The following is a 14,080-nucleotide window of genomic DNA, read 5'->3' as shown; positions in this document are numbered from 1 at the left end:
CCGGTATTCAGAGAATGCTGGTCCAGAGTCTCCGGCGCACCGAGGAGGGTCCATGACGCGTCCGACCGTTCGCGTGCTGGCCATGCTGGAGCTGCTCCAGGCGGGCGGACAGCGCACGGTCGGTGAGCTCGCTGCCCGGCTCGGCGTCGACGAGCGCACGGTCCGCCGATATGCCGAGCACCTCGCTGACCTCGGCATCCCGGTCCAGTCGCAGCGGGGCAGGTACGGCGGCTACCGGCTCTCGGCGGGCTACAAGCTGCCGCCGCTGATGCTGACCGATGACGAGGCGGTCGCCGTCGTACTCGGCCTGAGGGCCGCAGAACGGGCTGGCCTCGGCACCACCGAACAGGCAGCCACGGCGAGCGCGCTGGCGAAGGTGTCGCGCGTCCTGCCGCGGGCCCTCGGCCAACGGCTCGACAGCCTGCTGTCGACCGCGCAGTTCACGACCCCGGTACGCGCCTCCGCTCCCGCTGGCGTCGACACGCTGCTCGATCTCGCCTCGGCCGCGCGAGCGCAGCGCACCGTCGTGATCACCTACACCGCCTGGGACGGGCGGGAATCGCGGCGTGAGCTCGATGTGTACGGCCTGGTCTTCCACTCCGGCCGGTGGTACGTCAGCGGACACGATCACGGCCGCGACGACGTGCGGACCTTCCGTCTGGACCGCATCGCGTCGGTCGAGCAGGGCGACGGCTCCTTCGTCGTACCTGCCGACTTCGACGCCACGGCACAGGTCGTGTCGGGCATCGCGGCGGTCCAGTGGGCGCACGAGGTCTCGGTCGTCCTGCGGACCACCCTCGCGGAGGCGGGGGAGCGGCTGCCCCGGACCATGGGCCGGCTGAGCGAGCACCCTGGCGGCGTACTCCTCGAGACGCGTGCCGAGCGCCTGGACGGGATGGCCCGCATGCTGGCCGGCCTCGGCTGGGACTTCGAGGTGATCACCCCGGCGGCCCTGCGCGACGAGGTGCTCGCCCTGTCCGACCGCCTCCGGCTCAGCGCCGAGCGCCGTACCGCCGCCGAGGTCGCGGACTCGCAGTAGGCGGCACGGGGCCCGGGTGCTGAGCGGCGCGGACACCCACGGGCTGCCGCCGGTCCCGGCCAGGAGGCGTGCGGTGACTGCTGGGTCACGGGCTGCGCCCACTCTCTTATCAAGCAGCGCCGTGGCGTACTCCTCGTCGAGCCCGGTCAGGACGAGGCCCACCAGCACCTTCTGACCGTCCACGCGGCGTCGGGCCCCAGACCTGGTCCTTGGAGGGCGGCACACGCGGGGCGGATCAGCACAGGCCGAGGGGCCCGCAGCACGTCAGGTCGTCGGTGCTCCATCCTCGAAGAGTCTCGGGATGGGGTGATTGGCGACGAAGACGGGGGTGGGGTCAATCGCGGACTTGATCCCCACGAGCTGGCGCCAGGTGAGTGGGTCGAAGGCCTGCCGGACGTCGGTGGGGTTCTCGACGAAGTTCAGGTATGGCGCTCGCACACCGTGGCGCGACACCGCGTCCACGACCGCTCGAGCGTCTCTGCGCCCGGCGGCTTCCGCCTCGTCTGTCGGGACAACCGCCCCGGCCCACAGTAGGAACTCACCAGGCAGGTGGTTCATCGCGCCGCCGCCGTCATGGGGGTGAGCAAGAGCGCCACCCAGCTGCCTGAGCTCGACGATCAGCAGGGCAGGCGGCGCGTCGGGTCCAGCGACGGCTAGCAGGTCACTGGCCGCGTCGTCGCCGAGCGATGCCAGGACGACTGAGTCGGAGACCACCGGAAGCGGGTCCTCCGGGTCCATGTGGAGGCGGACGAGGGCGTCCGTGGCGGTGATGGCGAACGTGTCGATCTCGGGCTGAAGGTCACGCAGCGGTGCGAACAGCTCGGAGCTGAGGGTCTCGTCGGTCTGTGCGGCGCCATCGACGATCACGACGCGACGCCCTCGGAGGAAGTCGGGGATGTCAGGGAGCGGCGGGAAGTTCATCAGACGAAAGGACGTGGTGACGCTCGCCGGTGCGGTGGCCGCCCAGTCCCGCCACGCTCGTAGGACCTGTTCTGCATGGACCTGGTCCCACAGCATCATGCCTGCATACACCGACTCCACCTCGATGAGCTCGATCTCGATGGAGGTGACAACGCCGAAGTTGCCACCCCCACCGCGCACCGCCCAGAACACTTCGACGTTGCTCTCGGTGTCTGCGCGCACATGGCTGCCATCGGCCAGGACGATGTCGATCCCCACGATGTGATTGCTCGCCAGTCCGTGGGACCGGGCGAACCAGGAGAGTCCGCCACCTAGGAGGTAACCCGCGACACCGACGTTGGGTGATGACCCATGCAGTGCGGTCAGCCCCTGCTTGCCGGCTGCAGTCACTACGTCCTCCCACAGCACGCCCGCGCCGACGGTCGCCGTACGACGCTCGGCGTCAACCACGATGTCCTGAAGCCTGTTGGTCTTGAGGAGGACGGCATCGTGCAACGACTCCATGGGCGTGGCGTTGTGGCCCGTGCTCTGCGGGGCCACCCGCAGACCGGCGGCGACGGCAGCGACCACCAGGCGCCGTACGTCCTCGGCATCTTCGGGGAGGGCGACGGCGGCAGGGAGCTGGTCGGCTCTCAGGTTCCAGGCCGTGCGGCCCTCCAGATAGGAGTCGTCGCCCGGGAAGGACACGGCCCCGGTGTAGCCGACGCGCCGGAGCTGGTCGAGGAATCCGGGCAGGTGGTTGCTGGTCATGATCTTGCTCCTGTGTGGTGGTGCTCGGTGGCGGGGGCGAACTCCGCAGCCTGGGGTTCGAGAACGACCTCCGTAGGCCATGAGCCTCTTCGACCAGGCCGCTGGTCGCCCCCGTGCACCCCCCGGTCCGCACCCGCGTGCCCTGGGGCGCACGGGGGTGGACTCGGGAGCCCCCTGGGCATGACCCGGATGCCGCGCCCGGCGACCAGCGCAACGCTCCTTACTGAGCCTGGGGCGCACCCAGCGCCTCTCAACGAAAGGAACGTGCCATGCACACCACCGCACAGAAGCAGACCATCGTCCTGGTCCACGGCGCCTACGCGGACTCCTCCAGCTGGAACGGGTCCATCAAGGCGCTGCGGGAGGCCGGGCACCGCGTGATCGCGGCGGCGAACCCGCTGCGCAGCATCGAGGGTGATGCCGCGTACGTACGCAGCGTCCTCGACAGCATCGAGGGCCCCATCGTCGTCGCGGGCCACTCGTACGGCGGTGTGGTGATGAGCCACGCGGCCGAGGGCCACCCGAACGTCACCGCTCTCGTCTACGTCGCGAGCTTCCTCGCCGAGCCGGGGGAGACCCTGGTCGACCTCGTCACCAAGTTCCCGGGCGCGCAGCTCGGCGACGCCGCGCAGCCGGTCCCCTACCCCACTCCGGACGGTGGGACGGCTCCTGATCTCTACATCGACCAGGAGCGGTTCCACGCGCTGTTCGGCGCCGACGTCGACGCCGATGTGGCTCAGCAGATGGCGGTCACCCAGAGGCCCCTCGCGCTGGCCGCGTTCGAGGCGCCCTCGACGCGGGCGGCGTGGAAGTCGATCGAGTCCTGGGTCCTGATGGCGGAGCAGGATCTCGCCGTGCCGGCGGAGCTGTCGCGCTTCATGGCCGACCGTGCGGGCGCCCACCTGGTCGAGGTCCAGGCGTCCCACGCGGTGACGGTCTCGCAGCCCCAGGTCGTCACCGACGTCATCCTCGAGGCCGCGGAGAAGACCGCTCGCTGACCGAGCTGGACCCGAGCAGGAGGAGAGACCGGATGGCCGAGATCATGCTGTTCGGAATCCCGCTCTGGGCCGAGCTGGCCGCAGCGGGACTCGGTGCGCTCCAGGGCGCGCTCTTCGCCGGCGCCGTCACCGACCGCAGGATCGACGTCCTCGGCGCCGTCCTGGTCGGCGTCGGGCTCGCCCTCGGCGGCAGCGTGCTGCGAGACCTCCTGCTCGGGGAGCCGCCGGTCGTCATCCGCGGCCACTGGTACGTCCTCGTCGCTGTCGTGGCCGCCCTACTAGGGATGTCACTGCAGCGGCTGTTCGCTCGCCTCGAGCCGGTCATCCTGCCGCTTGACGCCCTGACCATCGGACTCTTCGGCGCGATCGGCACATCGAAAGCTCTCACCCTGGAGGTGCCGGCCGTTCCCGCGGTGCTCGTGGGCGCCGTTGCGGCCGTCGGCGGCTCGGTGCTACGTGACTTGATGCTCGGCCTGCCGGTTGCGCTGCTGCACGTCGGCTCCCTCTATGCGGTTGCTGCGGCAGCGGGCTCCGCACTGCTGGTCGGACTCGTGGCGGCTGGCGCCGCAGTGTCTGACGCGGCGATCGCGAGCGTCGTGCTGACCACCGTCATCCGGCTGCTCGCCGTGCGGTTCGGCTGGAGCTTTCCCGAGCAACACGCCCTGGTCGTGGGAGCGCACTCGGTGCGCGTGCCGGGTCGTTGACCGGGCAGATCACCGGCCCGAACGTTCGTCGAGTGCGACGGCCAGCTTTCTGCGCGAGTTGACGCCTAGCTTCCGGTAGATCTTGCGGAGGTGGTAGTCGACGGTGCTCGCGCTCAGGAACAGGCTGGCGGCGATCTCCCGGTTGGTGGCCGAGCCGGCAGCGAGCTGCGCGATCGCTTCCTCCTGCGGCGTCAGCGGCTCGGTGCGCGCTGGTGAGGCCCGTCGCCGGACGGTGGCCCCGGTCGCCGCGAGCTCCCTGGCCGCGCGGTTGGCGAAGCGAGTCGTTCCCATCTCGGCGAACATGTCATGAGCCGCCGTGAGCTCCACCCTGGCGTCCTTGCGTCGGTTCTGCCGTCGCAGCCACTCGCCGTAGAGGAGTCGGCTCCTGGCGAGGTCGGGCCAGACCGGAGTGCTGCCGAGCTCCGCGATGGAGCGGGCGAAGTGCGGCTCTGCGTCGTCACCCGCCATGATCGCGGACCCACGGGCGTGGAGTCCGGCTGCCCAAGCGGTGCCGCAGGCTGCCGACATCCGCTCGAGCCGTTGGAGAGCCTCACTGGCAGCGTCTTCCCGGCCGCACCGGTGACCGGCCTCGACGATCTCGGCGAAGGAACGCAGGTCCACCACCGGGCCTCGTTCGAGGAGAGGCCACGCGGCGTCCAGCGCGGCCGCGTAGTTGCCCAGGCTGTTCTCGAGGAGGGTCAGGGTCAGGTGGGCGGCGTTGACCATGAGCCCGTTGCCCGTCGCCTCGACGGCGGGGGAGCGCATGAGCTCGATGATGGCTCGGCACTCTGCTTCGTCGGCACGCCAGGCCGAGGACTCCGCGCGGATGAGCTGTCGCCACACGATGTTGTCGTCACCCATGGCGCGGGAGATCTCGTCAGCCTCCGCCAACAGGAATTCAACCGTCCCGAACCTGCCGCACCACGTCTCGGACTGAACCTGTGCCTCCAACGTCGTGCGCAGAGGGCGGAGAGCCCCGCGAGACCTCTGGAGGGAAGCATTCTGGGCCATGAACTCGCGGTGCCCGTCGATGTCGAACAGCTCTGCAGCCAGGATGGCGGCGACCGACGTCCAGATGTGGAAGCTGCTGGGCGCATCGGATCGTCGCATTGGTCGCAGCGCCGTGCGCATCGATCGCAGCGCAGTGCGCATCAGGCCGGCCGCGTCGGTGTGGCCACCGACGAGACGCGCGGCCAGCGCCCGGATCAGGTCGGCGACGACCGAGGACGGGTCGCGTTCCAGGGATGCGAGCGCGGACGCCGTGAGCTGCTCGACCAGGGCACGGTCGACAAGGTGAGAGCTGATGGCGGCCTGATAGAGGCCCTCTGCGTAGGTCTCGAGCGCGAGCGGTGGGTCCACGGTCTCGAGCGATCGTGCGGCATCGAGCAGGATCGGCAGTGTGCCCACTGGCCGGGGGGCCGAGGTGAGCTTGGCCTGGAGCCGCTTGGCGTGGGCCTGGGTGAGTGGATCGCTGTGCTCGAGACGCACCGTCTCGAGGAGCATGCTGGCCTCGCCCGGCGCGCCGGCGAGGGAGTGGGCGTTCGCCGCGGCGAGGGTGCGCCGCGCGCGAGTGCGTGCGTCGAGGGTGAGCTCAGCGGCGCGCGACAGTAGTGCGGCGTACGCCGAGTAGCGCCCGCGTCGCTCGGCCTCGCGGCTCCGGGCCTCCAAGGCGGCTGCCACGTCGTCGTCCGTGCCACTGACCGAGCGCGCCCGGTGCCACACCCATGAGTCGGGCTCGGCCTCCGGATCGGTCACTCCGGCCAGGAGAGCGTGGGCCCGCCGGCGATCGACCGGAGCCGCCCCTCGGTAGACGGCCGACCGCACGAGCGGGTGCCGGAACGTGATGGTGGCGCCGATGTCCACCAGACCCTTCACCTCCGCGGCGTCCAGGTCGTCGACGCTGAGACCCGCGACCGCACCTGCGGACAGCACCGTGGGCAAGCGCGCTCCGGCGTCGGCGGCGGCGATCAGCAGCAGCTGCTGCGTCGCGGTCGGGAGAGCACGGACGCGCTGGAGGTAGAGCTCCTCGAGCTGATCGCCGATCGGCAGCGGATCGGGCAGTCTGACGGTGCCGACGAGCTGGGCCGGAGAGAGGTCCGCGGCGAGCTCGATGACGGCCAAGGGACACCCCTGCGTGCTGGTCGCCACGCGACGACCGACCTCGGCGCCGACGGCCGTGCCGGAGGTGCGCGCGAGCAGCTCGCACGTCGCCTCCGTTGACAACCCGGCCAGCGCGACGGTCGGGATCCCGTCGAACCAGCGTGCCCCCTCGGGGCGCGCGCCGAAGACGATCACCAGCGACTCCGCCTGGAGGCGACGGGCGACGAAGACCATGGTGGCGACGGACTCTTGGTCGAGCCAGTGGGCGTCGTCGATCACGAACAGCTTGGGGCGCCCGGGCTCGGTCTCGGACAGCAGGGTGAGCGTGGCCAGACCGACCAGGAACCGGTCCGGTGTGCTCGAGGCCGTCAGCCCGATCGCCGCGCCGAGGGCCTCACGCTGTGGTCCCGGCAAGTCGCCGTACCCGTCCATGAAAGGGATGAGGAGCCGCTGCAACCCGGCGAACCCGAAGTCAGCCTCGCCGGCGACCCCCCGAACTTCCCGAGCGCGCATCCCTGCGGTCTCGGCGTGCTCCCTCACCGCCGCCAGGAGAGCCGACTTGCCCATGCCGGCCTCGCCACACACCAGCACCGCGCCGCTTCGACCCGCGCGGGCAGCCTCGAGAAGGTCCACGAGTGGCCCGAGCTCCGCGTCGCGGCCGAGCAGCTCCACGCGTCTACACCGCGGTTCGTCGCTCGAGTCGGCAGTCTTGTCTCATGTCCGGGGAGTGTACGCAACCGTGTGTACACGGGGAACGAGTCGTCCGACCCCCGTCCGGAGTCGCGCAGGGCGCCAGGTCGCGCGTACAGGTCGCGTAGTCAGCGGCCACGTGCACTCGCTCGCAGGACTACGCGAACACGGGACTCGGCCGGGCCGCGCAGGAACGCAGCATGGGGTGCACATCAGCTGCGGAGGCGAACCATGACCATGACCATGACGGCGAGTCCGACGACGGTACGACGCGGTCCCGAGACCCCCTCTGGGGCACGGCCGGCGAGGACGTACCGAGGGTGTCAGGTCGGGCACCAGGAACAACGAGCGGCATTGGCGGCGTTGATCGCCGGCGCCCGCGAGGGACGGGGGAGTGCCATCGTCGTCCGCGGCGCCCGTGGGAGCGGCAAGACCCACCTGCTCGACGACGCAGTCGCTGACGCGTCGGACTGCTTCGTGCTCCGCTCCACCGGGGTCGAGGTCGAGTCCGGTCTCTCCTTCGGCACGGTCCAGCAGCTGTGTGGTCCGTTGGTGGATCGAATCGCGGACCTGCCCCCGCCCCAGGCGGCCGCTCTCGCCGCAGCTCTCGGGCTGGCCCCGGGGCCGGCCGCTGATCCGGCACTTGTCGGTCTCGGTCTGGTCTCACTGCTCGCCGGGATGGCGTCGGAGTCCGGGCAACCGGTCCTGTGCGTCCTGGACGACGCCGAGTGGATCGACGAGAGCTCTGCGCAGGCGATCGGTGTCGCTGCTCGGCGCGTGGTCGGTGTCGGGGTTGCCTTCCTCCTCGCGTCCGGCGGGAACAAGCCGATCGCGGCTCTTGCGGGTCTCGACGAGGTGCGTCTGCACCCGCTGGCGCCGGGAGAGGCGCACCTCATGCTCGGCCGTGAGCTGCCGGCGCGGCTGGACGCCGAGGTGCGGCAGAGGATCTTCGCCGAGGCACACAGCAACCCGCGTGTCCTCCGGGAACTCGGCCAGGCCCTGACCGTCCCCGCGCTCGCCGGAGGATTCCTCGTCGACAGCGTGACGGAGGTGGACGCGGACCTGGACCTCGATGTCAGTGCCTGCCTGGCGGGGTCGTCCGACGAGGTCGTGGCTGCGCTGTTGGTTGCTGCGGCGGAGCCGCTGGGCGACGTGTCGGCGTTTCGGAAGGGATGCTCGGTCGCGGGCCTGCGAGCGGGGGTGGAGCGTGCCGTCGAGGCGACGGGGTTGGTCGAGGTCGGCGACCGCGTGCTCTTCAGCCACCCGCTCGTGCGCCACCTCGTCTATCGCCGCGCGTCCGAGGGGCAGCGCCGCGAGGCCCACCGGGTGTTGGCGGAGTCGCTCGAGCCGAGCTCCAGGGGCGCTCACGTGATCTGGCACCGGGCACTCTCCTGCGCCGGCCCCGACGAGAAGGTCGCAGAGTCGCTGGAGCGATGGAGCGTCTCGGTCGGGCGGACTGGCGGTGTCGCCGCGGCGGCCGTCTTCTTGGAACGAGCTGCCTTGCTGAGCGAGGATCCGTGCGAGCGGGACCGGCGCGCGCTCGGGGCGGCGCGCCTGTACAGCCGAAGCGGAGGATTCGACGATGCACTCCGACTGGTCGCCGAGATCGAGCAGCGGGGCGCAGGCAGCGCCGCGCAGGCCCTCGCAGACCTGACGGCTGCGGAGATCCGCGCATGGACCGGACATCCGGACGCAGCTGGTGAGCTCCTGGACGCCGCGGCACGGATCGATGTCGTCGAGCCGGAGCGCGCGGTGACGGCCGGCCTGACAGCTTTCGACGCAGTGACGTCCGCCGGCCGGGTCGGTGCGGCCGGCGGCCTGCATCTCGTCGCCACCCGAGCCGGCTCGCTGGCCACCTGTGCCGGCGGCAAGGCAGCCGAACGACTGCTCCAGGCATCAGTCACGCGGTGGGGGACCGGGGTGGGACCCGGTCGCGACACAGTCGCTCGTGCGCTCGACACATGGTGCGCCGATGAGTCGGCCGCACACCCGTTCGCGACCCGGATCGCCATGGACCTGCTGGACGAGAAGGCGTGGGCGACACTCGCACGGCGAGATGTCGACCACGCTCGGAAGACCGGTGCGTTGGCGAGCCTGCCGCGGGCGCTCGACCTGTTGGCCTGCCTCCATCTGTGGCGAGCAGAGACGGACAGGGCGGCAGCCGCATCGGAGGAGGGGGTGGATCTCGCCCGCCGGATCGGCACGGCCGCGCCGGCGCTGGCGCCGGCCATGCTCAGGGGCTGGCGAGGTGCAAGCGGCGATGCCGCTGCCGGTGCCGACGGGAGCGCGACGCCCGTCGTGGTCCTCGGCCGATCGCTCGTCCACATCGCCGCGGGTCGCTACGAGCCGGCGCTTCGCGACGCCCAGCGTCTGCTCGACCTCGACGAGCCGCTCATCTCGTCGTGGGCGGCGCCTCAGGTGGTCGAGGCTGCTGTGCGGGCAGGCCGACCACACCAGGCGGCGCCGGCGATCGAGCTGATCCGCGCCATCTGCCGCGCGACCGGATCGTCCTGGGCCCTGGGGATTGAGCATCGCTGTCTCGCCCTCCTCGCCGATGACCACTCGACGGAGGAGCACTTCCGTGAGTCCGCGCGACAGTTGGAGCTCTCCGGCATGAGGCTCGACCTCGCCCGGACTCACTTGCTGTACGGGGAATGGCTGCGTCGGCAGACCAGGCGAGTCGACTCGCGGAGACCCTTGCGCCAATCACTCGAGGTGTTCGACGCGGCCGGTGCCGTCGTGTTCGCGAGGCGAGCGTGGCTCGAGTTGCGCGCCTCGGGTGAGCAGGCTCGCCGCCGTACGCCGGACACGCTCGGCGCGCTCACCGAGCGCGAGTCCCAAGTGGTGGAGCTGGCCATCGAGGGGTACTCGAACCCGGCTATCGGGAAGCAGCTCTTCATCAGTCCCCGGACCGTCGAGTACCACCTGAACAAGGTGTTCTCGAAGGTGGGGATCACTTCCCGAGCGCAGCTCCGAGCAGCATTGAAGCGCTGAGCCGCACGTCCCGACCGTGGCAGATGTCAATGACTCAGGGTGTCGGGGAAACTTCCTGGAGACTGTCACGGGTGAGCGCGAGCGCCTCGGTCATGCTGAGCCGACGACCCTGGGCAACCAGCTCGTCGAAGAGCTCCACTCCCGTTGCCGCGCGGACCTCTGCTGCCAGATCGTCGTCCTTGCGCATCGATGCGTAGGCCCGGAGACCCGATCGACGGCGTAGGCCTTGGGCGGCACCCGTCAGCAGGGTCGCTCGCTGGCTGCTCCCCACGGCGAGGGACAGTGCGGCGGTCATCTGCAGCACCATGCATAGGCAGTGGAGGCTCTGCCCGGACAGGTTGAGGTCCAACGCTTGTTCCAGCAGGTCCCTGGCCTGCTCGAGCTCGTCTTGCGCCAAGGCCGAGCCCGCGAGGATGACCCGCGAGACCGTGGCGAGCCAGGGGTTGTCGAACCGCCCTGCGAGCCGTTGCGCCTCCATGGCGTGACGTCGCGCGGTGTCATGGTGACCGAGGGCCGACTCGACCGATCCCGCTGTAATCGCGGCAAGGGCCGTCCACAGGGGCTCGTCGAGCGGCCGTAACCGTTCGAGCGCGGTGGCCAGGGCGGGACCAGCCGTGTCAGCGTCGTGCACCAGCACCGGGACCCAGGCCATGAGCAGGCGCGACAACGCATCGAGGTAGGGATCGTCCACCTCGTCGAGCAGTGGCGCGAGGCACCTGCAGGCGGCACGGGCAGCCTCAACGTCCCCCGCCTCCAGCGCGGACACCAGCGACGCGGCGAGAACCGCCACCTGGTCGGCGGCCGGAAGGTCGTCGATCGTGGGCAGGAGCTCGGCGACCCATGAACGTGCCTCACTGATGATGGCGTCCCCGAGGCCGAGGAACGGCCACAGCACCCGGAACGGCAACAGCACCCGCAACAATCGCGGGACGGGCTCCGGGTCACGGGAGAGGTGCCAGCGGACTGCGCTGGTGATGTTCTCGTTCTCCTGGGCGAGGAGAGCCGCACACGAGCTCTGACGGAACCCGCGGAGGGCCTGATCGGCATTCTCGGCGAGCGCGCGGTAGTACTCGGCGTGCCGTCGGCGAATCTCGTCGACATCAGCGCGTGCCGCCAGCCGTTCTGCAGCGAAGGCGCGGACAGTGTGCAGCATCCGAGTCCGCGGACCCTTGGGGGAGCCCTCGAGGTAGAGCAGGCTGTGCCGGGCCAGGTTCTCAGTGAGGTCCAGGGCCTCGTCGTCATCGAGGCCGGCGACGTGAGCCGCCGCCTCCACGGTCCAGCCGCCGGAGAAGACCGAGAGCACCTCGGCGAGGGACTGCTCGGCTTCTCCCAGCATGTCAAAGCTCCACTGCACCGTGGCCCGGAGGGTTCGCTGTCGCGGCGGAAGGTCGACCAGGCCAGTGCCGAGGGCGTCCAGGGACCGGGACAGCCGGTGCAAGACGCTGGCCGGGTCGAGGAGCCGGAGCCTGGCTGCGGCCAGCTCGATGGCCAGCGGAACACCCTCCAGTCGACGGCAGATCTCTGCGACGGCGAGGGTGTGGTCGTCCGTGAGCGCGATGTCCGGGCGGACGGCTCGGGCACGGTCCAGGAACATCTGGGCGGCAGGGCTCTGGAGCAGCTCGGGGAGCCCACTCACCTGCTGCTCCGGAACAGGAAGGGGACGGACCGGGTAGATCCGCTCCGCCCGCACCCCCAGGACCGTCGTGCTCGTCGCGAGCACGGAGACGTGGGGGTTCCGCGACAGCAGCGCGGCGATGTCCGGGGCTGTCTCCACCAGCCGGTCGAGGTTGTCCAGGACGAGTAGCCACCGGCCGTCACCGAGGACGTCGCTCAGGGCAGAAACCGGTGAGGCGCCGGCGAGATCGGCACCGATGGCCCAGGCAATGCGAGGTAGTACGCCGCCGGGGTCGGTCACGTCCTCGAGCGGCACGAACACCGCCTGACCGTCGAAGTTCTGGCTGAGCCGCTCGGCCACGGCTGTCGCGAGCCGGGTCTTGCCGATGCCGCTGGGGCCAGGGAGCGTGATCAACCGCTGTCCACCCTGCGAGTACAGATCTACCACCTCGTCGATGGCCTGCTCGCGGCCGATGAGCGGCGTCGTACTGACTGGCAGCGGTGCGGGAGACACCGCTGCGGGCGCAGGGTGGATGGCCAGGGGCGCGGGACGCTTCGAGATTTCGGGTGCGCTGGTGGCGAATCGCTCGCTCAAGAGGTGCGCGAGGTCGTCCCGGACCAGGCGGCTGAGCTCGGCGGAGGTACGGAAGCGGCGGTACGACGCCTCTCCCTGGATCCGCTGGACCAGCTCCGAGAGACGGGGTTCTCGCTCGGGAGCGGGAGTCTTGAGGTAGAGGAGCCTCGGCATTCCTCGTGCGAGCTCGAACTCTTCCTCGATGCCGGACACGCCCTTCTCGGGAACCAGCTGGCCGTACTGCTGCCAGTACAGGCCGATGAAGACGTCGCTCTGTGCCAGGTACGCCCGATAGAGCTCGGCGGGAGGTTGCGGGCGGGCCCCCGCCTCGAACATGACGGGGGTGAGCCTCAGCGCCGACAGGGCGCGCGAGACCGTCTGTCGCTCCTTGGCCAGCTCTCCAAGCGTCGAGCTCACGAAGACGCGCAGTCGCTGGTCCGGTGTGCGGATCGTTGGCATCAGAACCCCCCGGATGACTCCCACGTGGTGCGGCCACACTCCTCGGATCGGGGGCCGCTCGCATCCGGGTGGCTCCGGGTGTCGGCACCCGGCGGGCCGCCCCGCACGGGACGTGCACCGACGTCGTCGCGACGATGTCCGGCACCTCGTCCCGAGCACTGCTGCCTCGGACTCATCGCCCAGGACCTTTGGACAGACCTGCGCCGAGAACGGCCTGGACGGCCGGGCGGACGACGGTGCCGTAGAGCTCGATCGCTGTGAGCAGCTCCTTCTGCGGGACGGCGCCCATGTCGAGGTGGATGAAGGAGCGAACCTGACCCCAGTGCTCGTGCATCAGCAGGATGCGCTCGACGATCTCCTCGGGGGAGCCGACGAGCAGCCCGCCCAGCGGACCGGTGTCGCGGTCGTAGGCGTCACGCCGGGGAGGCAGGAAGCCGCGCTGTTCACCCACGACCTTCATGAACTGGTGCCAGTGCGGCCACCAGAAGTCGCGCGCCTTCTTGCCGTCTGCCATGAGGAATCCCGGCGATCCGAGGGTGATGCGAGTCTGCTCAGGAGTGTTGCCGAACTGTTCGGCCGCCCGGCGGTAGAGAGTCGCGATCCCGGCGTTGCGGATCGCGTTGCCTCCCAGCACGCCGGTGGCCATGGGGAGGCCGAGCTCCGCGGCGCGGATGGCTGACCTGGGGTCGCCGCCGACACCGAGCCAGATCGGGATGGGCCCGTGCTCGGCGCGAGGCGGGACGTACTCGCCGTTGAGGTCGGGGCGGGTCCTGCCTTTCCAGGTGACGCGCTCGTTGGTGTTGATCTCCAGGAGCAGGGCGAGCTTCTCGGCGAACAGCTCGTCGTAGTCGCGCAGGTCGAGGCCGAAGAGTGGGAAGGACTCGATCGACGATCCGCGCCCGGCGATCAGCTCGACGCGGCCGTGGGAGATCGCGTCCACCGTCGAGTACTGCTCGTAGACCCGCACCGGGTCGTCGGTGCTGAGCACTGTCACGGCAGTGGAGAGCTTGATCCTGGTTGTCTGCGCGGCGATGGCGGCGAGGATCGGGGCTCCGGCTGATGCGGGGAACTCCGGGGTGTGATGCTCGCCGATGCCGAACCAGTCCAGGCCCACCTGCTCGGCCAGCACGGCCGACTCGACGACGTTGCGGATCGCCTGGGCCTCCGAGATCCGGGTGCCTGTCCGGGGGTCCCAGTTGGCGTCACCGAAGGCGCCGATGCCGAGCTCCATTGCCAC

General features: G+C 70.4%; 8 protein-coding genes. 4 read left to right on the top strand and 4 right to left on the bottom strand.

All coding sequences use genetic code 11. The features are described from left to right. Positions 1–52 precede the first annotated feature (52 nt). Positions 53–1,039 (top strand): helix-turn-helix transcriptional regulator, encoded by a 987-nt coding sequence (locus AC4BGB_RS03680; RefSeq protein WP_490544819.1) that lies wholly within the window; start codon positions 53–55, stop codon positions 1,037–1,039. 264 nt (positions 1,040–1,303) lie between these two features. Here the strand turns inward: AC4BGB_RS03680 and AC4BGB_RS03675 are convergent, their stop codons facing one another. Beyond that, positions 1,304–2,710 carry an FAD-binding oxidoreductase gene (locus tag AC4BGB_RS03675; protein ID WP_490544817.1) on the bottom strand — a complete coding sequence of 469 codons (1,407 nt, stop codon included), beginning with the start codon at positions 2,708–2,710 and terminating at the stop codon, positions 1,304–1,306. Positions 2,711–2,979: 269 nt separating this feature from the next. Between AC4BGB_RS03675 and AC4BGB_RS03670 the strand changes: the two genes are divergently transcribed. Then, entirely contained in the window at positions 2,980–3,708 is a 729-nt protein-coding gene (locus AC4BGB_RS03670; protein WP_490544815.1) for an alpha/beta fold hydrolase, read from the top strand. 32 nt (positions 3,709–3,740) lie between these two features. Then, positions 3,741–4,412 carry a trimeric intracellular cation channel family protein gene (locus tag AC4BGB_RS03665; RefSeq protein WP_490544813.1) on the top strand — a complete coding sequence of 224 codons (672 nt, stop codon included), beginning with the start codon at positions 3,741–3,743 and terminating at the stop codon, positions 4,410–4,412. 9 nt (positions 4,413–4,421) lie between these two features. Here AC4BGB_RS03665 and AC4BGB_RS03660 read toward each other — a convergent pair whose 3' ends face one another. Next, positions 4,422–7,184 (bottom strand): ATP-binding protein, encoded by a 2,763-nt coding sequence (locus tag AC4BGB_RS03660; RefSeq protein WP_490544811.1) that lies wholly within the window; start codon positions 7,182–7,184, stop codon positions 4,422–4,424. A 249-nt stretch (positions 7,185–7,433) separates the two neighbouring features. Between AC4BGB_RS03660 and AC4BGB_RS03655 the strand changes: the two genes are divergently transcribed. After that, positions 7,434–10,196 (top strand): helix-turn-helix transcriptional regulator, encoded by a 2,763-nt coding sequence (locus AC4BGB_RS03655; RefSeq protein WP_490544809.1) that lies wholly within the window; start codon positions 7,434–7,436, stop codon positions 10,194–10,196. 34 nt (positions 10,197–10,230) lie between these two features. On the opposite strand, the gene AC4BGB_RS03650 is transcribed toward AC4BGB_RS03655, so the two are convergent. Together AC4BGB_RS03650 and AC4BGB_RS03645 are read right to left on the bottom strand one after the other, a co-directional pair. Next, entirely contained in the window at positions 10,231–12,843 is a 2,613-nt protein-coding gene (locus AC4BGB_RS03650) for an ATP-binding protein (protein WP_490544807.1), read from the bottom strand. A 172-nt stretch (positions 12,844–13,015) separates the two neighbouring features. Further along, complete coding sequence (locus AC4BGB_RS03645) at positions 13,016–14,074, bottom strand: LLM class flavin-dependent oxidoreductase (protein ID WP_490544805.1); 1,059 nt, start codon at positions 14,072–14,074, stop codon at positions 13,016–13,018. Between the last annotated feature and the right edge of the window lie 6 nt (positions 14,075–14,080).

The organism is Nocardioides sp. Z30_9 (genome assembly GCF_058215735.1).
Note: the sequence above shows the minus strand (reverse complement) of the source record. Positions and strands in the feature narration are given on the sequence as shown.

Coding starts and splice junctions, on each gene's coding strand:
- AC4BGB_RS03680 (WP_490544819.1), top strand. CDS start 53: ATGACGCGTCCGACCGTTCGCGTGCTGGCCATGCTGGAGCTGCTCCAG.
- AC4BGB_RS03675 (WP_490544817.1), bottom strand. CDS start 2,710: ATGACCAGCAACCACCTGCCCGGATTCCTCGACCAGCTCCGGCGCGTC.
- AC4BGB_RS03670 (WP_490544815.1), top strand. CDS start 2,980: ATGCACACCACCGCACAGAAGCAGACCATCGTCCTGGTCCACGGCGCC.
- AC4BGB_RS03665 (WP_490544813.1), top strand. CDS start 3,741: ATGGCCGAGATCATGCTGTTCGGAATCCCGCTCTGGGCCGAGCTGGCC.
- AC4BGB_RS03655 (WP_490544809.1), top strand. CDS start 7,434: ATGACCATGACCATGACGGCGAGTCCGACGACGGTACGACGCGGTCCC.
- AC4BGB_RS03650 (WP_490544807.1), bottom strand. CDS start 12,843: ATGCCAACGATCCGCACACCGGACCAGCGACTGCGCGTCTTCGTGAGC.
- AC4BGB_RS03645 (WP_490544805.1), bottom strand. CDS start 14,074: ATGGAGCTCGGCATCGGCGCCTTCGGTGACGCCAACTGGGACCCCCGG.